General features: G+C 63.5%; 22 protein-coding genes. 13 read left to right on the top strand and 9 right to left on the bottom strand.

Features of this window, described 5'->3' with window-relative positions:
• The first annotated feature begins 114 nt into the window (after nt 1–114).
• Complete coding sequence (hutC, locus tag J3O30_RS27160) at nt 115–870, top strand: histidine utilization repressor (protein ID WP_207585512.1); 756 nt, start codon at nt 115–117, stop codon at nt 868–870.
• A 33-nt stretch (nt 871–903) separates the two neighbouring features.
• Here the strand turns inward: hutC (J3O30_RS27160) and hutC (J3O30_RS27155) are convergent, their stop codons facing one another.
• Together hutC (J3O30_RS27155) and J3O30_RS27150 are read right to left on the bottom strand one after the other, a co-directional pair.
• Complete coding sequence (hutC, locus tag J3O30_RS27155) at nt 904–1626, bottom strand: histidine utilization repressor (RefSeq protein ID WP_207585511.1); 723 nt, start codon at nt 1624–1626, stop codon at nt 904–906.
• A 60-nt stretch (nt 1627–1686) separates the two neighbouring features.
• Nucleotides 1687–3033, bottom strand: coding sequence for a formimidoylglutamate deiminase (locus J3O30_RS27150; protein ID WP_207585510.1), 1347 nt, complete (start codon nt 3031–3033; stop codon nt 1687–1689).
• 122 nt (nt 3034–3155) lie between these two features.
• Here J3O30_RS27150 and hutI point away from each other — a divergent pair, with 122 nt between their 5' ends.
• From hutI to J3O30_RS27120, 6 genes are all read left to right on the top strand, one after another.
• Nucleotides 3156–4418, top strand: a complete 1263-nt coding sequence (gene hutI / locus J3O30_RS27145) for an imidazolonepropionase (protein WP_207585509.1) — start codon at nt 3156–3158, stop codon at nt 4416–4418.
• The gene (gene hutH / locus J3O30_RS27140; protein WP_207585508.1) at nt 4415–5950 is read left to right on the top strand and encodes a histidine ammonia-lyase; all 1536 of its coding nucleotides are present in this window, start codon (nt 4415–4417) and stop codon (nt 5948–5950) included. The genes hutI and hutH overlap by 4 nt, the downstream gene beginning before the upstream one ends.
• A gap of 1 nt (nt 5951) precedes the next feature.
• On the top strand, nt 5952–6755 hold the full coding sequence (gene hutG, locus J3O30_RS27135) for an N-formylglutamate deformylase (RefSeq protein WP_207585507.1): 804 nt from the start codon (nt 5952–5954) through the stop codon (nt 6753–6755).
• Between the two features lie 24 nt (nt 6756–6779).
• Complete coding sequence (gene hutU / locus J3O30_RS27130; protein ID WP_207585506.1) at nt 6780–8453, top strand: urocanate hydratase; 1674 nt, start codon at nt 6780–6782, stop codon at nt 8451–8453.
• A 5-nt stretch (nt 8454–8458) separates the two neighbouring features.
• Nucleotides 8459–9034: a HutD family protein gene (locus tag J3O30_RS27125; RefSeq protein ID WP_207585505.1), complete on the top strand. Its 576-nt coding sequence runs from the start codon at nt 8459–8461 to the stop codon at nt 9032–9034.
• A 175-nt stretch (nt 9035–9209) separates the two neighbouring features.
• Complete coding sequence (locus tag J3O30_RS27120) at nt 9210–9839, top strand: J domain-containing protein (RefSeq protein ID WP_207585504.1); 630 nt, start codon at nt 9210–9212, stop codon at nt 9837–9839.
• A gap of 18 nt (nt 9840–9857) precedes the next feature.
• On the opposite strand, the gene J3O30_RS27115 is transcribed toward J3O30_RS27120, so the two are convergent.
• Both J3O30_RS27115 and J3O30_RS27110 read right to left on the bottom strand, forming a co-directional pair.
• On the bottom strand, nt 9858–10559 hold the full coding sequence (locus J3O30_RS27115; protein ID WP_207585503.1) for a DUF899 family protein: 702 nt from the start codon (nt 10557–10559) through the stop codon (nt 9858–9860).
• 504 nt (nt 10560–11063) lie between these two features.
• A complete protein-coding gene (locus J3O30_RS27110; RefSeq protein ID WP_207585502.1) occupies nt 11064–11246 on the bottom strand; it encodes a hypothetical protein in 183 nt (60 codons plus the stop codon).
• Nucleotides 11247–11316: 70 nt separating this feature from the next.
• Between J3O30_RS27110 and J3O30_RS27105 the strand changes: the two genes are divergently transcribed.
• On the top strand, nt 11317–11955 hold the full coding sequence (locus J3O30_RS27105) for an alpha/beta family hydrolase (RefSeq protein WP_207585501.1): 639 nt from the start codon (nt 11317–11319) through the stop codon (nt 11953–11955).
• Here the strand turns inward: J3O30_RS27105 and J3O30_RS27100 are convergent.
• From J3O30_RS27100 to pcaQ, 4 genes are all read right to left on the bottom strand, one after another.
• Entirely contained in the window at nt 11952–12623 is a 672-nt protein-coding gene (locus tag J3O30_RS27100; RefSeq protein WP_207585500.1) for an RES family NAD+ phosphorylase, read from the bottom strand. The two genes, J3O30_RS27105 and J3O30_RS27100, sit on opposite strands and share 4 nt — an antisense overlap.
• Entirely contained in the window at nt 12620–13144 is a 525-nt protein-coding gene (locus J3O30_RS27095; RefSeq protein ID WP_207585499.1) for an MbcA/ParS/Xre antitoxin family protein, read from the bottom strand. Before J3O30_RS27095 ends, J3O30_RS27100 begins: the two co-directional genes overlap by 4 nt.
• Before the next feature lie 93 nt (nt 13145–13237).
• Nucleotides 13238–13927 carry an isoprenylcysteine carboxylmethyltransferase family protein gene (locus J3O30_RS27090; RefSeq protein ID WP_207585498.1) on the bottom strand — a complete coding sequence of 230 codons (690 nt, stop codon included), beginning with the start codon at nt 13925–13927 and terminating at the stop codon, nt 13238–13240.
• A gap of 18 nt (nt 13928–13945) precedes the next feature.
• Nucleotides 13946–14863 (bottom strand): pca operon transcription factor PcaQ, encoded by a 918-nt coding sequence (pcaQ, locus tag J3O30_RS27085; RefSeq protein ID WP_207585497.1) that lies wholly within the window; start codon nt 14861–14863, stop codon nt 13946–13948.
• 95 nt (nt 14864–14958) lie between these two features.
• Between pcaQ and pcaD the strand changes: the two genes are divergently transcribed.
• The 5 genes from pcaD (at nt 14959) to J3O30_RS27060 (ending at nt 18749) form a co-directional block, all read left to right on the top strand.
• Nucleotides 14959–15768: a 3-oxoadipate enol-lactonase gene (pcaD, locus tag J3O30_RS27080; RefSeq protein WP_207585496.1), complete on the top strand. Its 810-nt coding sequence runs from the start codon at nt 14959–14961 to the stop codon at nt 15766–15768.
• Nucleotides 15765–16169, top strand: a complete 405-nt coding sequence (gene pcaC, locus J3O30_RS27075) for a 4-carboxymuconolactone decarboxylase (RefSeq protein WP_207585495.1) — start codon at nt 15765–15767, stop codon at nt 16167–16169. Before pcaD ends, pcaC begins: the two co-directional genes overlap by 4 nt.
• A gap of 9 nt (nt 16170–16178) precedes the next feature.
• The gene (pcaH, locus tag J3O30_RS27070; protein ID WP_207585494.1) at nt 16179–16928 is read left to right on the top strand and encodes a protocatechuate 3,4-dioxygenase subunit beta; all 750 of its coding nucleotides are present in this window, start codon (nt 16179–16181) and stop codon (nt 16926–16928) included.
• 2 nt (nt 16929–16930) lie between these two features.
• A complete protein-coding gene (pcaG, locus tag J3O30_RS27065; protein WP_207585493.1) occupies nt 16931–17542 on the top strand; it encodes a protocatechuate 3,4-dioxygenase subunit alpha in 612 nt (203 codons plus the stop codon).
• 160 nt (nt 17543–17702) lie between these two features.
• Nucleotides 17703–18749, top strand: a complete 1047-nt coding sequence (locus J3O30_RS27060) for a 3-carboxy-cis,cis-muconate cycloisomerase (protein WP_207585492.1) — start codon at nt 17703–17705, stop codon at nt 18747–18749.
• Between the two features lie 37 nt (nt 18750–18786).
• Here J3O30_RS27060 and J3O30_RS27055 read toward each other — a convergent pair whose 3' ends face one another.
• Complete coding sequence (locus tag J3O30_RS27055) at nt 18787–19617, bottom strand: shikimate dehydrogenase (RefSeq protein ID WP_207585491.1); 831 nt, start codon at nt 19615–19617, stop codon at nt 18787–18789.
• Nucleotides 19618–19620 lie beyond the last annotated feature (3 nt).

Raw genomic sequence — 19620 nt, 5'->3', positions numbered from 1 at the left:
TAATGTTTCGGACCGATTGGGAGGTTGTATATGGTACCATATGAGATATTTTGTGATATGCAAGAGGAAAGTCGATTTAGGTGGCGAATTCCATTCGTGCAAAAGGAATAGGCAATGAAGCGTTCCGGCGAGATGAAGCGCGAGTTGGCGGAAAATGATAGCACGCCGCTTTATGCCGGCGTCAAGCAGGTGATCCTCGACCGCATCCACAGCGGCGAATGGCCGCCGAAATACCGGGTGCCATCGGAAAACGAGCTGGTGGTCGAGCTCGGCGTCAGCAAGATGACCGCCAACCGGGCGCTGCGCGAACTTGCCAATGAAGGCGAACTCGTCCGCATCCAGGGGGTCGGTTCCTTCGTCGCCGAGCGCAAGGGCTATTCGGCGCTGTTCGAGGTGCGCAACATCGCCGAGGAAATCGCCGAACGCGGCCATGTCCACGAGGCTTCGGTCATCGTTCTCGCCCAGGAAACAGCCTCTCCGGAGATCGCCGACGCATTGGAGCTTGCGATCGGCGCGGCGGTCTTCCACTCGCTGATCGTCCACAGCGAAAACGGCGTTCCGGTGCAGATCGAGGACCGTTTCGTCCATCCGGAGGCTGCTCCCGAATATCTCGGCCAGGATTTCACGACGCTGACGCCGAATGCCTATCTGACCGCCGCAGCCCCGCTTAGCGGCTCCGAGCACGTCGTCGAGGCGGCGATGCCGCAGGCCTGGGAATGCAAGCTCCTGACCATCCTGAAGACCGAACCGTGCTTGACGATCCGTCGACGCACATGGTCGGCAAAGCAGGTGGTGTCGACCGCCCGCCTTGTCTATCCGGGCTATCGCTACCGGCTCGAAGCGCGCAGCGGCAAGATGTTCGAGGAATGAGAACACTCGCCATGTTGTATATGGAACATGGAATTACTGTGATGCCGGGGTGAAACGCGCCACCAGCGCGTGACGATCGCCCGGATAGGTGAAGCGCACATGCGTCACCGGGCCGGCGCCGCTCCAGGTGCGGCGTTCGACGACGAGACAGGCGGTATTGCGCGCGATGTCGAGGACCGCGGCCACTTCGGCATTGGCCGAGACGGCGTGGATCCGGTGTTCGGCCGTGCTCCACGGCACCTGGTTGAGCAACCAGGGCCCCGGCGCCATCATCAGGAAATCGGCATCGGCGGCTTCCGGTACGGTCGCCAGACTGATCAACCGCTCCTCCAGGCAGAAGGGCCGCGCGCCGGCATTGTGGATGCAGACCACCTCGACGACCGAAGAGGCGACCGGCAGTTCCAGCCGGCGGCTGTCTTCCACCTTCGCCTTGCGGCTGGTCTTCTTCGAAACCGCATAGGAATAGGGCAGGTTCAGCGACTGCACCTCGGCCTTGATGTCGTGGATTTCGAGGACGGCCGATTGCGCCTGCGGCTGGGTGACGAAGCTGCCGGATTTCTTGCGGCGCTCGATGAGACCGGCCTTGGCGAGCTGAGTCAGCACCTTGTTCACCGTCATCCGCGAGACGTCATATTGGGTGGCGAGATCCACTTCGAAGGGAATGCGATGCCCCGGCGGCCATTCGCCCGAGACGATACGGCCCTCGATGTCGCCAAGGATGCGCTGATGCAAGGTGGGATCCCTGCTTTGATTCATCGCCACGTTCCGATTGATCCCCCGCTCTAATTCGAATGCTTGCTCATGAAAAGCGCTTTTTCAGGCAGCCAGCAATTCACCCATCGCGGCCAGGAAACGCCGGTCGATGGCGTCACGTTTGAGATGGCGCCCGCCCTCCACCTGCTTGCGGCCGCGCGCCCAGACGCAATCGACGGAAATACCGCCGGCAAACAGCCAGTGATCGAGAATCTGGTCGCCGGAGAGATAGGAAACGGCCGCAGTATCGAGCGAAACGAGATCGGCGTGATGGCCTTCAACAAGACCTGCGGGCGCCTTCAAAGCGGCACCGCCGCCGGCAAGCGCCTGGGTGAACAGGCAAAGTGCCGTCGATCCGCCGGGTGCTGCAACGACATTGCGGGCGCGCAGAGCCAGGCGCTGCGAATATTCGAGCTGGCGCAGTTCTTCCGGCACCGAGATCAGCACATTGGAATCCGAACCGATGCCGTAACGCCCGCCCTCTTCGAGGAAGAGTGGCGCGGCAAAGGCGCCGTCGCCGAGATTGGCTTCGGTGATCGGGCAGAGGCCGGCAATCGCCCCGCTTTTCGCCATCCGCCGCGTTTCGTCGTCGGTCATGTGCGTCGCGTGGATCAAGCACCAGCGCTCATCCACAGGCGCATGATCGAGCAGCCATTCCACCGGCCGCGCGCCCGACCAGGCGATGCAATCCTCGACCTCCTTGACCTGCTCGGCGACATGGATATGGATGGGGCCGTCGCCCGCCATCGGCACAAGCTTCGCCAATTCCTCAGGCGTTGCGGCGCGCAGGCTGTGCGGCGCCAGCCCGAGTTCGGCGCCGTCGAGCCGGCTGGTTACCGCCCGGCATCCCTCCATCAGCCTTTCGAAGCTTTCCAGCGAATTGATGAAACGCCGCTGGCCGTCGATCGGCTGAGCGCCGCCGAAGCCGGAATGAGCGTAGAAGACCGGCAGCAAGGTCAGGCCGAGGCCGGTCTCTTCGCTGGCAGCACCAATGCGTTCGGCAAGCTCGGCGATATTGGCGTAAATGCCGCCATCCCTGTCATGGTGGAGATAATGGAATTCGCCGACCCGGGAAAAGCCCGCCTCCAGCATTTCCGCATAGAGCTTGGCGGCGACCGCCTCGACATGTTCAGGGGTCATTGCCAGCGCGAACTTGTACATGACGGTGCGCCAGCTCCAAAAGCTGTCATTGGCCGGGCCGCGTACCTCGGCAAGGCCGGCCATCGCCCGCTGGAAGGCATGGCTGTGCAGATTTCCCATGGCCGGAACGATAAGAGCGTGGCGTTCATCGCCGGGCTGAGGCGAAACCCCGATCTCGACCCGGGCAATGCGACCGGCTTCGAGCGTCAGCCGCACGTCCTTCTGCCAGCCTTTCGGCGTCAGTGCCGTGCCTGCGTGAAGTGTGGTCATGGCCGTCCCTCTCCTCTTACCGCGCCGCTGCTCTTTCTTTTCCAGAAAAGCGCGCAAAATTTCTCTTGTCACCTGCTTATTATGTATATACATGTTTCGACATAAGGAAAGGCGCAAAGCTGATGACCGGGAACAATTTTTCAGAGGAAGCCTCATCCCCAGACGTCCGGCCAGTGCTGTGGCGCAATGCGCGCCTGGCCACGCTTGCGCCTGAAAAGGACGGGCTCGGTATCGTCGAAAAGGGCGCCGTGCTCACCGAAAACGGCGGCATCACCTTTGCCGGTGCCGAAAGCGAGTTGCCGGCTTCCGCCATCGAACGCTCCGACATCGTCGATCTCGAAGGCCGCTGGGTCACGCCCGGCCTCGTAGACTGCCACACCCATATCGTCCACGGCGGCAACCGAGCCCGCGAGTTCGAGATGCGCCTTCAAGGCGCCACCTATGAGGAAATTGCGCGTGCCGGCGGTGGCATCGTCTCCTCGGTCAAAGCGACCAATGCGCTGTCGGTCGAGGAACTCGTCAGCGCGGCGCTGCCGCGGCTCGATACGCTGCTTGCCGAAGGCGTGACGACGATCGAGATCAAATCCGGCTACGGGCTGAACCGGACCGGCGAAGTGAAGATGTTGCAGAGCGCCCGTCTGCTCGGCCATCTGAGACCGGTCCGCGTCGCCACCAGCTATCTCGGCGCCCATGCGACGCCGGTGGAATACAAGGGCCGCAACGGCGATTATCTCGATGATGTCGTGCTGCCCGGCCTCGACGACATGTATAATCTCGGCCTTGCCGATGCGGTCGACGGCTTCTGCGAGGGCATTGCCTTTTCCAGAGCCGAGATCGCCCGCGTCTTCGACAAGGCGAAGGCGCTTGGCCTGCCGGTCAAGCTGCATGCCGAGCAACTTTCCAATCTCGGCGGCGCCCGGCTCGCCGCGTCATATGGCGCGCTTTCGGCCGATCATCTGGAATATCTCGACGAAGAAGGTGTTGCCGCGATGGCCGCTGCCGGCACCGTGGCCGTGCTTCTGCCCGGCGCCTTCTACGCCATCCACGAGAAGCAGAAGCCACCGGTGGAGGCGCTACGCCAGGCCGGCGTGCCGATTGCGATTGCCACCGATTGCAATCCCGGCACCTCGCCGCTCACCTCGATGCTGCTGACCATGAACATGTCGGCGACGCTTTTCGGCCTCACCGTCGAAGAATGCATCGCCGGCGCCACTCGCGAAGGTGCGCGCGCGCTCGGCCTCATCGGCGAGACCGGAACGCTCGAGCCCGGCAAATCAGCCGATTTTGCCGTCTGGAATATTGAGAGCCTCGCCGAGCTCGTCTACCGCATCGGCTTCAACCCGCTTCACACACGCGTCTTCAAGGGCGAAAGGAACGGTCGATGACCATCACGCTCCACCCGGGCTCCGTCTCCCTCAGGGATTTGGAAATCATCTATTGGACCGGCGAGCCGGCAAGGCTCGATCCCGCCTTCGATGCCGGCATCGCTAAGGCCGCCGCCCGGATCGCCGAGATCGCCGCCGGCAATGCGCCGGTCTACGGCATCAATACCGGCTTCGGCAAACTCGCCTCGATCAAGATCGACAGCGCCGACGTCGCAACCTTGCAGCGCAATCTCATCCTGTCGCATTGCTGTGGCGTCGGCGCGCCGCTGCCTGAAAATATCGTCCGGTTGATCATGGCGCTGAAACTGGTCTCGCTCGGGCGCGGCGCCTCCGGCGTACGGCTGGAGCTGGTGCGGCTGATCGAGGGCATGCTGGAAAAGGGCGTCATTCCGCTGATCCCGGAAAAAGGCTCGGTCGGCGCCTCCGGCGATCTTGCACCGCTCGCCCATATGGCCGCGGTGATGATGGGCGAAGCCGAAGCCTTCTTCGCCGGCGAACGTCTTTCGGGCGCTGAAGCCCTCGAAAGGGCAGGTCTCAAACCGGTAGTGCTCGCCGCCAAGGAGGGCCTGGCGCTGATCAACGGCACCCAGACCTCGACGGCCTTGGCGCTTGCCGGTCTCTTCCGCGCCCACCGCGCCGCGCAGTCGGCGCTGATCACCGGCGCCATGTCGACCGACGCCGCCATGGGCTCTTCGGCGCCCTTCCATCCGGATATTCACACCTTGCGCGGCCACAAGGGCCAGATCGACACGGCATCAGCACTTCGCGCCCTGCTCGAACAATCCGTCATCCGCCAGAGCCATATCGAGGGCGACGAGCGTGTGCAGGATCCCTATTGCATCCGCTGCCAACCCCAGGTCGATGGCGCCTGCCTTGACCTGCTGCGCTCGGTTGCCCGCACGCTGGAGATCGAGGCCAATGCGGTCACAGACAATCCGCTGGTGCTGTCGGACAATTCCGTCGTCTCCGGCGGCAATTTCCACGCCGAACCCGTCGCCTTTGCCGCCGACCAGATCGCGCTTGCCGTCTGCGAGATCGGCGCGATTTCGCAGCGCCGCATCGCCCTGCTGGTCGATCCCACCCTTTCCTACGGCCTGCCGGCCTTCCTCGCCAAGAAGCCGGGCCTGAATTCCGGCCTGATGATCGCCGAGGTCACCTCGGCGGCGCTGATGTCGGAGAACAAGCAGATGTCGCATCCGGCCTCGGTCGATTCGACCCCGACCTCAGCCAACCAGGAAGACCATGTCTCGATGGCCTGCCACGGCGCCCGCCGCCTGCTCGGGATGACCGAGAACCTGTTCGCCATCATCGGCATCGAGGCGCTGACCGCCGCCCAAGGCGTCGAACTGCGCGCGCCGCTGTCGACAAGCCCGGAACTCGCCAAGGCGATCACCGCGATCCGCAGCAAGGTTCCGACCCTCGATACCGACCGCTACATGGCCAACGACCTCGCCGCCGCCGCCGAGCTGGTGGCGACCGGCGCACTGAACGCCTCGGTTTCATCTGGCATCTTGCCGGTTTTGGAGGGTTGAGATGACCGCACCATACGAAATCCGTCAGGGCACCTCCCCCATAATCCTCGCCTTTCCCCACACCGGCACCGACGTGCCGGCGGAGATTGCCGACCGTCTCAACGACAATGGCAGGATTCTGGCCGATACCGACTGGCACATCCACCAGCTCTATGACGGCCTGCTCGACAATGTCACGACCGTGCGCGCCACCTTCCACCGCTACGTGATCGACGCCAACCGCGATCCGCAGGGCGTCAGCCTTTATCCCGGCCAGAACACCACCGGCCTCATCCCGGAAACGGACTTCGACGGCCAGCCGATCTGGAAGGATGGGCAGGCGCCTGACGAAGCCGATATCGCGGCGCGGCTGCGGGATTTTCATGCGCCCTATCACGCGGCACTTGCCGCCGAGATCGAGCGCGTCAGGGCAAGCCATGGCGTGGCGATCCTTTACGACTGCCACTCGATCCGCTCTCACATTCCCTTCCTGTTCGAAGGCAAGCTGCCGGATTTCAATATCGGCACCGATATGGGCAAAACCTGCGACGGCGCCATCGAGCAAGCGACGCTGACCGTCGTCGAAGCCGCAGAAGGTTATGACAGCGTGCTCAACGGTCGCTTCAAGGGTGGCTGGACGACCCGCCATTACGGCCGGCCCGAGACCGGCGTGCACGCGATCCAGATGGAGCTTGCGCAGTCGACGCATCTGCAGACCGAGACACCGCCCTTTGCCTACGACACCGCGAGGGCAGACCGACTTCGCGTCCATCTCAAAAACATTCTGGTGCGCATCGAACAAATTGCGCCAGACCTGAAACGATAACGATCACTCGACAGGGGAACCGCCATGACCAACCCACGCCACAATATCCGCGAAATCCGCGCGCCCCGCGGCAATGATCTCAATGCCAAGAGCTGGATGACCGAAGCGCCGCTGCGCATGTTGATGAACAATCTTGATCCTGATGTCGCCGAGAACCCGAACGAACTCGTCGTTTACGGCGGCATCGGCCGCGCCACCCGCACCTGGGAGGATTTCGACCGCATCGTCGCGACGCTGAAGACGCTGACCGAAGAAGAAACGCTGCTCGTCCAATCCGGCAAGCCGGTCGGCGTCTTCCGCACCCACAAGGATGCGCCGCGGGTGCTGATCGCCAATTCCAACCTGGTGCCGCATTGGGCGACCTGGGACCATTTCAATGAGCTGGATAAGAAAGGCCTTGCCATGTACGGCCAGATGACGGCCGGCTCGTGGATCTATATCGGCACGCAGGGCATCGTCCAGGGCACCTACGAGACCTTCGTCGAGGCCGGCCGTCAGCATTATGGCGGCAATCTCAAGGGCAAATGGATCCTGACCGGCGGCCTCGGCGGCATGGGCGGCGCCCAGCCGCTCGCCGCGGTGATGGCCGGCGCCTGCTGCCTCGCCATCGAATGCAATCCAGACTCGATCGATTTCCGGCTGCGCACCCGCTATGTCGACGCCAAGGCCGAGACGCTCGACGAAGCGCTCGAGATGATCGACCGCTGGACCAAGGCCGGTGAAGCCAAATCCGTCGGCCTGCTCGGCAATGCCGCCGAAATCCTGCCGGAAATGGTCCGCCGCGGCATCCGCCCCGACATGGTCACCGACCAGACCTCGGCGCACGACCCGATCAACGGCTACCTGCCGAAGGGCTGGACGATGGCCGAGTGGAAGGCCAAGCGCGAAAGCGATCCGAAAGCAGTGGAAAAAGCGGCGCGCGCCTCGATGCGCGAGCATGTCGAAGCGATGATCGCCTTCTGGAATGCCGGTATTCCGACGCTCGATTACGGCAACAATATCCGCCAGGTCGCCAAGGACGAAGGCCTCGAAAACGCCTTCGCCTTCCCCGGCTTCGTGCCGGCCTATATCCGCCCGCTGTTTTGCCGCGGCATCGGCCCCTTCCGCTGGGCAGCCCTTTCCGGCGACCCGGAGGATATCTACAAGACCGATGCCAAGGTGAAAGAATTGCTGCCCGACAACAAGCACCTGCACAATTGGCTGGATATGGCCAGGGAGCGCATCGCCTTCCAGGGCCTGCCGGCGCGCATCTGCTGGGTAGGCCTCGGCGACCGCCACAAGCTTGGCCTCGCCTTCAACGAGATGGTGAAATCAGGCGAACTCTCCGCCCCGATCGTCATCGGCCGCGACCACCTGGATTCGGGTTCCGTCGCCTCGCCGAACCGGGAGACGGAGGCCATGAAGGACGGCTCCGACGCCGTTTCCGACTGGCCGCTACTCAACGCCCTGCTCAACACGGCGTCGGGCGCCACCTGGGTGTCGCTGCACCACGGCGGCGGCGTCGGCATGGGCTTCTCGCAGCATTCCGGCATGGTCATCTGCGCCGATGGTACGGACGACGCGGCAAGGCGGCTGGAGCGCGTGCTCTGGAACGACCCGGCGACCGGCGTCATGCGCCACGCCGATGCCGGCTATGACATCGCTCTAGACTGCGCCAGGGAAAAGGGCCTGCGCCTGCCCGGCATTCTCGGGAACTGAGCCCGGTGAGGATCCTGCGCGCCGGCGATCACAAGCGCATGCCGTGGAAGAACGGCGGCGGCGAAACGGTGGAGATCGCCGTTTCGCCCGAAGATGCTGGCCTTGGCGGTTTCGACTGGCGCGTCAGCATGGCGACCGTCGCGACAGACGGCCCGTTTTCGATCTTTCCCGGCATCGACCGCACGCTGGCGATCCTCGACGGCAACGGCATGGTGCTCGATATCGAAGGCCGGACGCCGGCGCTACTGACGACGGCAGACGATCCGCTTGCCTTCCCGGCCGATATCCCCGTCGCCGCCAGGCTCGAGGACGGCGCCATCACCGATCTCAACGTCATGACCCGCCGCAACGGGTTTACCCATACGCTGATCCGGCTCGACATCGCTGGCGGCAAGACCCTGCCGCTGCCGTCGTCGACATGCCTGCTGCTCTGCCATCGCGGCACGCTGTCATTCCGGCGGGACGGCGAGACCGGCGCGCTTGCGGCCGGCGATGCGCTGCTGATCAACGACGCGGTCGGGACCGCGTTGGAAATCGACGGCGAAGCCAAATGTTATCTTGCCATGATCGCCACACGCTGATCTTAGCCCAAGATTTTGAAGCAATTGGACAATCCTCGATTTTTCGACACATCCGCATCGACCATTCCAATCTCAGGCCATGGACGTCTTTCCTGCTTTCGGTCTAAACTTCGCCCTTCTGATGCGGAAGAAGACCTAGACCGCCCACGACGTGCTGGGTGGCAAGGGAGCAGGCGTGACGGATCCATACGATATTCTCGGCGTTGAACGCGATGCAAACGAGGCTCAGCTGAAGGCTGCCTATCGGCGCCTGGCGAAGGTCGCCCACCCCGATTCGGGTGGTGATTCGCAAGCCTTCGCCCATCTGCAGAAAGCCTATGGGCTGCTTCTCGATCCGGTCCGCCGCAAAGTCTACGACGATACCGGCTACGACGTCGAATTCGCCGATGCCGCCGAGCTGCAGGCGCTTGTGATGATCGAGAAGCTGGTCACCGACGCGGTGCTCGACGAGCGCGCGCCTGGGAGCTTCGATCCCGTCGCCGTCATGCAGGACAGTCTCTCCGAAGAGCTGCGCAAGGCGCGGTTCAGCAAGAGCGAGCTGGAGCGCCATGCCTCGCGCATCGGACTGCATCTGGAGCGGCTCGGCAAACACTCCGGCCGCGATGTGCTCGCCCACATGTTCCGCGCCCGCATCGAGGCGATCTCCAAGGCGGTGGCGGAAACCGAGGCGAAGATCAAGGCGACGGAACGCGCCGCCGACATGCTCACCGGCTATATCTACGACATCGACCCGCCGCCGCTGCCGGAAGCTGCGGTCGCCAACCTCGAATGGGCCGAGGCGTCGAGAAACCGCTCCACCGGCTGAGGGCCTGGGACGCCTGCCCTAATAAGACAGCTTCGGATACCAGTCCGGCGCCCGGCCTTCGGGCGTGCAATCGAGCACGGTCCAGAGCGGCATCAGGTCGGGCGCGCCGCGCGGATCTTCGCCCGGATCGGCGGTCACCCCGCCCATCTCCCCGCTCCAGAAATGGCGGATGCTGCCGTCGCGCCGGGTGAAGACGTTGAAGGCGGCGTCATCGCCACCGCCTCTGCCGATGGCGTGATAGTCGCGGCTGTAATCTCCCGTCGGGTCGGAATAGAGCGGCAGATGGTGCCAGCCGCGTTCCGTCTTGAAGGCAAGCAGCTTGCCGATCGGCGACAGCGCGACGACCGCCAGCGCAGCGCGCTGCTGGATGTCAGGCACCTCGCCGTCCCAGGCCGACAGCAGCGAGGTGCACATCGGGCATGGGCGCTCGCGCTCCGGGCCGAACATATAGCTGTAGACGATCAGCGTGTCCTTGTCGGCGAAGAGTTCGGTAAAGGATATCGGCCCGTTAGCGCCTTCGAAACGGTAATCCTTCGTCACCTCGCCGCCCGGGGGCAGCGCTCGGCGCTGTACCGCCACCCGCTCGATGTGCCGGCGCAATTCGATCTCTTCGGCCAGCAGCGCATCGCGGGCGCTGCGATAAACCTCGCTCTCATTGGGAAACCGGACGCCGTTCTTTGCCGCAAGCACGGCGGCGGGTACCAGATGCTGATTATCCATGACGATATCCTCCTTCTGTTGCCACGCATCGTTTCGGACGCGCAAGGGACGTGCTGCAGCACATCGTGAGAATGACGAACGGCGGATGCGAAAATCGACAGTGCCGCCGCGAAAAAACGGCAGGACGGAAAAAATCCCACTTCGGAATCCCGAAATTCGCCGCTTCGGGATTCCGAAATCCGCGGGGTTTTCGCGCGGTGTCGTCGCAAAGAATACGCAATGATTTCAATCCGGCAACCAATTTCGGGATTCCGAAGTGCTATATAGAGTATGGTGGCAGGTCCTCACGATTGCCACCACAGCGAAACAAAAGCCTCGGTCCGCGCGATGTCTGAAAAGCAAAAAGGGCGCTCGACCCTTGCGGGGAGCGCCCTTATCCTGTCGGACAGCGAACGGCTCGACGGCGTCGATACCATACGCATCCGTTTTTCAGGCAGGAGCGGTATATGGACCCTTTGGGCCTGGGTTTCAAGGGACTGTCCCGCACGGCAATAGAGTCAGCCGTTAGAAGGCCACTCCGGTCACGGGATTGACCACCGGCCGTTCGCTTTTATCGCTCGCTCCAGCCGGCTGCACTGTCGGTGGCGCCAGCGATTCTGCGTCGGCGGGCTCCGGCTTTTCGGGAACGGCGCCGACATCCTTGGGTCGCCGCTGCTCGGGCTTTACGTTTTCGTCATTCGTCGACATTGTCTGTCTCCTTTCAAGGACAAAGTCACGGCCGCCGACATGGTTCCGATGACGGAATGGAGGATTGCCGATGCTGGACAGATTTCTGCTGCAGGGGCCGCAGGATGCGCGCTTCACCATCCTTCTGGCGCATGGCGCCGGCGCGCCGATGGATTCCGCATCGATGACATCCGCGGCAGAGGCGCTGGCCGCCGTCGGCTTCCGCGTCGCCCGTTTCGAATTCGCCTATATGGCCGCCCGCCGCACCGGAGGCCGCAAGCCGCCGCCGCGCGCCGAAACGCTCAATCCCGAATATGAGGCGGCCATTGCCGAGCTCGGGACCAGCGGCCCGCTGATCATCGGCGGCAAGTCGATGGGCGGCCGGGTTGCCAGCATGGTGGCAGACGACCTCTATCGTCAGCAAAAGATCGCCGGGTTGCTTTGCCTCGGCTATCCCTTTCATCCGCCCGGCCAGCCGGAAAAGCTGCGCACCGGCCATCTCACGGGGCTGGCGACGCCCGCGCTGATCTGCCAGGGGACGCGCGATGAATTCGGCACACGCGACGAGGTGCCGGGCTACGATCTCTCAAGCAGGATCGAGCTCTTCTGGCTCGAAGACGGCGACCACGACCTCAAGCCGCGCAAGACAGTCTCCGGCTTCTCCGCTGCCGATCACCTCGCCACGATGGCGAAGACGGCCAAGGCCTGGGCCGAGCGCCTCGTCGTCTAGGGTGCCAGCTTCCTGACATCGATGCTCCGGTCGGTGGCGGAGACGGTGATTTCGAAGTGATCGGCCTGCACCACGTCGCGGATGTTGCGCGGCCGGTGCGCGGCGATATTCACCCCGCCTCTCAGCCGGACGCTGTCATAGAGGATACCGGCGCCGCCGCTCGAACGCACCTCTTCGCCCAACACCTGCGACGCAGCATAACTCGTGCCGTCATAGACATGGGGCCGCAGCGCCTGTTCGCCGCGAATGTCGAGATAGTCGCCAATGAGGGTAGCGGCGTAGCTTCGATAGGTGCGGGCCATCGTCGCGACACCGCGCGCGACAGTTTCGCGCCGGAGATGATGGCCGACCTCGGCGGCGGCCGTGCGGAGATGGTCGGCGGCATACCAGGCGCCGAGATCCGGGCCGTTGAAACGCATTCCTCCCGGCGCGACATGCAGGAATGCCGCCATCACGATACTGGCGTTCGGCGTCCCGTAGACCCATTCATCCTCGGGAAGCCTGCGGATGCGGTCGGCGACGAGACGGTCGTTGGTCCAGCCGACGAGTTCCATCACCGCGTCGAGATCAGCCGCCCGCGCCACCGTCTCAAAAAGCCCGATGGGCGGAAATTGCGACGGGATCAGCCGGCAGGACGGACGCGGCGCCTCGGCAAAACGATCGCTCACCGGAAGACGATGTCCGTATCTTCGTAAGGCGTGAATGCCTCGTCGAGCACATTCGGCTGCATATAGAGACCGCCGCGCGCGCCATCGAGAAACCGGCGTACGGTCATCAACCCGTCCTGGGTTCCGTTGGTGACGATCTCAAGCGGCCGATGCCCGCCGAAAACCGGCGCCTGATGCGGCGTACGCAGCCAGGCGATGCCGGCGCGTTCGTCGGCAAACAGCACGCCGAGCGCCTGATGGATGCCGAGCACGGCGGAGATCCGCGTCAGCGTATCGACATCGAGCGTGAAAGCGCCGTGCTCGCGGGCCTGCTTGGCCCAATTGTGGTAGGTCGAGCGGGAGGGATAACCAAGCATTAGCAGGCGCTGCTCTTCGCTCAACCCCCAGAGATCGGCGATCGCCAGAAAGGTTCGTAGCGCCGGAGCGCTGAGCCTTTTGCGATTTACAGGGGCAAAGCGGTCGGTTTCCAGCCGCTGCGGCCCCTGGCCTTCTCGTTGCTCGGTGCGTCGCGCATGCCGCATAGAAGCCTCCTGTCTTGAATTAGACATAGTCCAAATCTGGGCGTACATCAACCAGATTTCAAGAGGTTGTCATTCCGCCTACCGGTTCGGGCGTCACCATAATCCCGGCAGTAGCCGGTAGCGGACCTTGCGGCGGTATTCGGCATAACCCGGCAGGTCTCTTACCAGATGCTTCTCCTCGTCCAGCAGCCGCGCGACGAGTCCGCCTAAGGCAGGAGGGATGGCAAGCAAGCCCCAATACGAGCCGAGCGACAGCGTTATGCCAACGAAGAGCACAAGCGCCGCCGCATACATCGGATGACGCACGATGCTGTAGAGCCCGCTTGAAATGACCCGCTGATCCCTGCGGATCTCGACCGTCGCCGAGGCGAAGTTGTTCTGCCGCAGGACCAGGAAGCAGCCGTAAAAGCCAGCTGCGACCAGGATGTTGCCGAAAATCACAACCGACGCCGGAACGGCCGACCCGCCGAACCGATAATCGAGTGCCGAGCCGATGAAGAGCGCAATCAGCACGATGCCGTTGAAAAGCTGAATGCGCTTCTGTGCCGGCTCCCGCTCCGCAGCCGGCCCGACATGCAGCCGCTGTTCCAGCAAGGCGCGGTCATATTTCAGAAAATAGGCTGTCGTCGCAACGATCCAGGCGGAAAAATTGAGAAAGAACAGCCAGCCCTGCCAATAGGACAGCGAACCTGCAGCGACGAAGATCATCACCGCGAGCACGGCGACGAATTTCACCGTCGCTTCCGTCGCCCGCCTGCCGAGGTTCTTCTTTTGATCCTCCATCGGCCCACCTCCATTATGTCAGGAAACCTCTCCTGCCGCCTCGCGGATCGTCTGCATCAGGATCGATTGCGGCACGGACGGCGCGGAATCGGCGCGCATCGTCAGCCCGACCGGCCCCTTGGTCTCGCCGGTATCGACCGGCAGAAGCGCCAGTCGTCCGTCGGCGACATCGTCGGCCACCACGCCGTTGGAAATGATCCAGATCGCATCGCTTGAGCGAAGGAAGGCGCGGCCGAAGGCATCCGAGACCGTCTCGATCTGGTTCGGCAGGCTGGAGACGCCGTTGGCGATGAGGAAATTTTCGACCACCGGCCGGATAATCGAACCCCGCGTCGGCATCAGCACCGTGTAATCGCCGAAACCTGAGAAGGGCGATTGCCCGCCGCTCAGCAGCGGATGGCCGGCGCGCACGGCAAACACCACCTGCTCGGAGTAGAGATGTTCGAAGGAAAAGCCCGCCATCTTCTCCGCCCCCGCCAAACGTCCGACGACGACATCGAGATCGCCGACGCGAAGCTGCTCCAGCAGCACCGCGTTCTCGCCGGTGACGATCTTCACCCGGCTCCAGGTCCTCTCCTTGAGGAAGAGTCCCATCGCCCGCGGCATGATGCGCGACGACACCGTCGGCAGGGCGCCGATCCGGATCGGCGGTGCATCGGCAAACTGCTCCTGTGCGACGGAATCGAGACCCTGGCGCAGCGCCGTCAGCGCCGCCCCGGCATGGCGGAGGAAGACTTCGCCATAACGGGTGATCTTGATGCCGCGGCCATCGCGCTCGAAGACGGCAACGCCCAGCGCTTGTTCCAGCTCGCGGATCGTCTTGGTGACCGCCGGCTGGCTGACATGCAGCAATTCAGCCGCCTTCATGACGCTTTTCTGCCGCGCCACCTCGACAAAGGTCTGCAGATGGCGAAACTTGACGCGGCTGTCGATCATCGCTCACATAACTCCATGGTTATTGAAAAGCAGAAAAATATCATTTTACTTAACCGGATCAACCATTCAATTTTACTATTCAGGAGGAGAGTGACGTGCAATTTGCCCGCATCAACGACGTGACGATCCATTATCAGGTGATCGGTGCGCCGGCCGACCGGCCGGTGATCGTCTTTGTCAATTCGCTCGGAACGGATTTCCGTATCTGGCGCGACGTCGTGGTGCGGCTTGCCGGCGACTGCGCCATCGTGCTTTACGACAAGCGCGGCCATGGGCTTTCCGATGTCGGCCAGCTCCCCGCTTCGATCGAGGATCATGCAACGGATCTCGCCGGGCTGCTCGATCTGCTTTCCGTCAAGGATGCGGTTATTTTAGGCCTCTCCGTCGGCGGCCTCGTCGCCCAGTCGCTCTATCAGCGCCGGCCGGATCTGGTCCGCGCGCTGATCCTCTGCGACACCGCCCATAAGATCGGCACCTCGGAAAGCTGGAACGCCCGCATCGCCGCGGTCGAGCAAAACGGCATCGCCAGCATTGTCGACGCCATTATGGAGCGCTGGTTCACGCCAGCCTTCCGTCGGCCCGAACGCACCGCCTATGCCGGTTACTGCAACATGCTGACGCGCCAGCCGGTCGAGGGTTATATCGCCGCCTGCGAAGCGATCCGCGATGCCGATTTCACCGAGGCGGCAAAGAAGATCACTGTCCCGACCATCTGTATCGTCGGCGACCAGGACGGCTCGACACCGCCCGATCTCGTGTTTTCGACCGCGAAGCTGATCCCAGGCGCCCGATACGAGGTGATCGCCGATTGCGCCCATATTCCCTGCGTCGAGCAGCCGGAAGCGCTGACGGCGATCATCCGCGCCTTCCTGACATCTCTTCCGCCTGGAGAAACCAACCGATGAACGAAACCGCCTCCTCCTCGGAGCGCCACCGGCAGGGCATGGCGACCCGCCGCGCCGTGCTTGGGGACGCCCATGTCGATCGCGCCACAGCCGCGGCGACCGAATTCGACCGGCCCTTCCAGGAACTGATCACCGAAGCCGCCTGGGGTCATGTCTGGTCGCGCCCGGGGCTGACCAAGCGCGAGCGCTCGATCGTCACCATCGCGCTGCTGGCGGCGCTCGGCCAGGATGACGAGGTCGCCATGCATGTGCGCGCCACCGCCAATACCGGCGCCACCCGCGAGGATGTCTGCGAAGCGCTGCTGCATGTGGCGATCTATGCCGGCGTTCCCGCCGCCAATCACGCGATCAAGATTGCCAAGCAGGCCTTTGAACAGATGGACGCCGAAAAGGCGGCCTGAGGGGGAGAGATGTCCGAATTACCGAACCGCAAGCCCGAGACCGGCGCCTTCTTCGCCCGCGACCGCGCCTGGCATGCGCCGGCGCTGACCCCCGGCTATAAAACATCCGTGCTGCGCGCGCCGCAGCGTGCGCTGCTCTCGCTCGACGGCACGATCTCCGAAACGACAGGCCCGGTCTTCGGCCATTCGATCATCGGCGATCTCGACAACGACCTGATCCTGAACTATGCGCGCCCCGGTGAAAGCGCCATCGGCGAGCGCATCATCGTCCATGGTCGTGTGCTCGACGAGCGAGCAAAACCGGTTGCCGGTGCACTGGTCGAGTTCTGGCAGGCCAATGCCGGCGGCCGCTATCGCCACAAGAAGGAATCCTATCTCGCGGCGATCGACCCGAATTTCGGCGGCTGCGGCCGCACGATCACCGACGAGGAAGGCCGCTACCATTTCCGCACCGTCCGCCCCGGCGCCTATCCCTGGCCGAACGGCGTCAACGACTGGCGCCCCGCCCATATCCACTTTTCGATCTTCGGCCACGGCTTTGCCCAGCGCCTGATCACCCAGATGTATTTCGAAGGCGATCCGATGATCTGGAAATGTCCGATCGTCGGCACGATCCCCGACAAGGCGGCGATCGAGCAGCTGATCGCGCCGCTCGACTGGGGCAACACCATCCCGATGGATTCACGCGCCTATAAATTCGATATCGTGCTGCGCGGCCGCCGCTCGACGATGTTCGAAAACAGGCTGGAGGGCAACTGACCATGCAGCAGCTCGGCTATCTCAAGGAAACTCCGTCGCAGACGGCAGGTCCCTATGTCCATATCGGCCTGACACCGAATTTCTGCGACATAGCGGGCGTCTACGATACCGATCTCGGCACCGAGATGATCAACGACAAGACGCTCGGCGAACGCATCACCGTGACCGGCCGCATCTTCGACGGCGCCGGCGCGCTGGTGCGCGATGCCGTCGTCGAAATCTGGCAGGCCGACAGCGCCGGCCTTTACAACAGCCCGTCGGAAATGCGCGGCACAGCCGATCCCAATTTCACCGGCTGGGGCCGCTGCCCGACCCGCGCCGCGGATGGCGTCTACAGCTTCGAAACCATCAAGCCGGGCCGCGTCCCGTTCAAGGACAGCCGCAAGATGGCGCCGCACATCACAGTTTGGATCGTCGCCCGCGGCATCAATATCGGCCTGCACACCCGCGTGTATTTTCCGGAGGAGACGGAGGCCAACGGCGCCGACCCGCTGCTTCAGCGCATCGAACATCGCGAGCGTGTCGCAACCATGGTCGCCATCCGCGACGGCGCGACCTGCCATTTCGACATCCATCTGCAGGGTCCGAAGGAAACGGTGTTTCTGGATATTTAAGAGCCGGCAAGTAACTTGCCGATAGGGCCTAGTGCAAGTAGCGTCCCCTCACCTTACCCTTTCCCGAGAGGAGACGGGACAATGCCTCAAAACCCCTTCTCCCCTCGGGGAGAAGGTGGCGGCAGCCGGATGAGGGGCCTCCATCACAAACGAGCAATTCATGACCGCATCGCCCTTCGACCATCCCTTCCTCTCCGGCCTGCTCGGCGACGATGAAATCGCGCCCTACTTCTCCGCCGAGGCCGACATTCGCGCCATGCTCGCCTTCGAGGCCGCGCTGGCGAGGGCCGAAGCCACCCATGGCCTCATCCCTGCCGAAGCCGCAAGGCGGATCGCCGAAATCTGCGCCGGCTTTTCTCCCGACCTGCCCCGTTTGCGAGCGGCCACGGCACGCGACGGCGTCGTCGTTCCCGAGCTCATCAAGCAGCTGCGCACCGACGTCGGCGAGGAAGCGGCGAAAAGCCTGCATCTCGGCGCCACCAGCCAGGATGTCATCGACACCAGTCTGATGATCCGGCTGAAGGCCGTCGTCTTCCTGTTTGCCGGCCGGCTTTCCGCCATCGTCGCAGAGCTCGATGGGCTCGATCGCCAGTTCGGCCGCAACCGGCTGATGGGTCATACCCGCATGCAGGCGGCGATCCCGATCAGCGTCTCCGACCGTCTCACTGCGTGGCGCGCGCCGCTGACGACCTATCGCGACCGCCTGACCGAGCAGAGTTTTCCCGTCCAGCTCGGTGGGGCCGCCGGCACGCTCGACAAGCTCGGGCCGCACGCCGCAACCGTCCGTGCCTCGCTCGCCCAGGAACTCGGCCTCACCGACACCACGCAATGGCAGAGCGGCCGTCTGCCGATCGCCGATATTGCCGGCCTGTTTGCGTCGATCTCGGGCAGCCTCGGCAAAATCGGCCAGGATATCGCCCTGCTCGCCCAGTCAGGCCAGGAGATAGAAATATCAGGCGGCGGCACTTCGTCGGCGATGGCCCACAAACAGAACCCCGTTGCCGCCGAGGTGCTGGTCTCGCTTGCCCGCTTCAACGCCACGGCGCTGTCGGGCATTCACCAATCCCTCGTCCATGAACAGGAACGCTCCGGCGCCGCCTGGACGCTCGAATGGCTGCTGCTGCCGCAAATGGCGATGGCAACCGCCGCCAGCTTGCGGCTGGCGGGGGAGTTAGTGGGGAATATCAGGCGGCTTGGGGTGGTCTAAAGCCCGTCGCGATCTTTTACCTCAGGCGAAACGAGCATCAAACGAGCCTGGCTATGGCCCGCAGATTGTCGGCCGTCGTTGTTGGGAATTCGAAGAATTCGAGATAGGCGGGGATTTGTTCGAACAGCATATCCGTGCCGACTTGAAAGGCGCAGCCCCGAGCCCGTGCTGCCTCCAGCAACGGGGTGATCTCCTTGCTCAGCACCACCTCGCCGACGAAGGTCGATGGGGAGATGCGGTCGACATCGATCGGCAGAGGGTCACCCCGCCGCATTCCAAGCGGTGTCGCGTTCACGACGATATCGAACCCTGCCGGATCGAGAGAGCCGGTCGTGACGTGCAGATGCGGATAATATGTCTTCAACCGGCCGAGCAGCGCGGTCGCGGCTGTCTCGCTGGCGTCGAAGATTGCGAGATGGCCCACACCTGCCTGCGCCAGCGACGCCGCGATCGCCGAGCCGACGCCGCCGGCGCCGACGACGAGCGCATGGGCGCCGTCGACCTTTCTGCCTTTGCGCAGAACGCCCCGCACGAAGCCCTCGCCATCGAACATGTCACCAATCAGCCTGCCATCGGCATCGAGACGCACCGCATTACACGAGCCCGCGACTTTGGCGTTGGTCGAGGCTTCGTCGAGCAGTGCCATCGTCGCAATCTTGTGCGGCATCGTGATCAGCGCACCGTGGATATTGGAGAGCCGGAAGACAAGCTTCAGGAACGCCGGATAGTCCTCCGGCCGGCAGCCCATCGGCACGACGACCGCATCGATGCCGGTCTTTTCGAAATACGGATTGTAGATCAGAGGCGCCTTGAACGACTCGGTGGGATAACCGAGGTGAGCGATGAGTTTGGTCGTGCCGGTGATCATGTG

Source organism: Rhizobium sp. NZLR1 (assembly GCF_017357385.1).
Taxonomy (GTDB): domain Bacteria; phylum Pseudomonadota; class Alphaproteobacteria; order Rhizobiales; family Rhizobiaceae; genus Rhizobium.
This window is presented reverse-complemented; position numbering and strand designations above follow the sequence as displayed.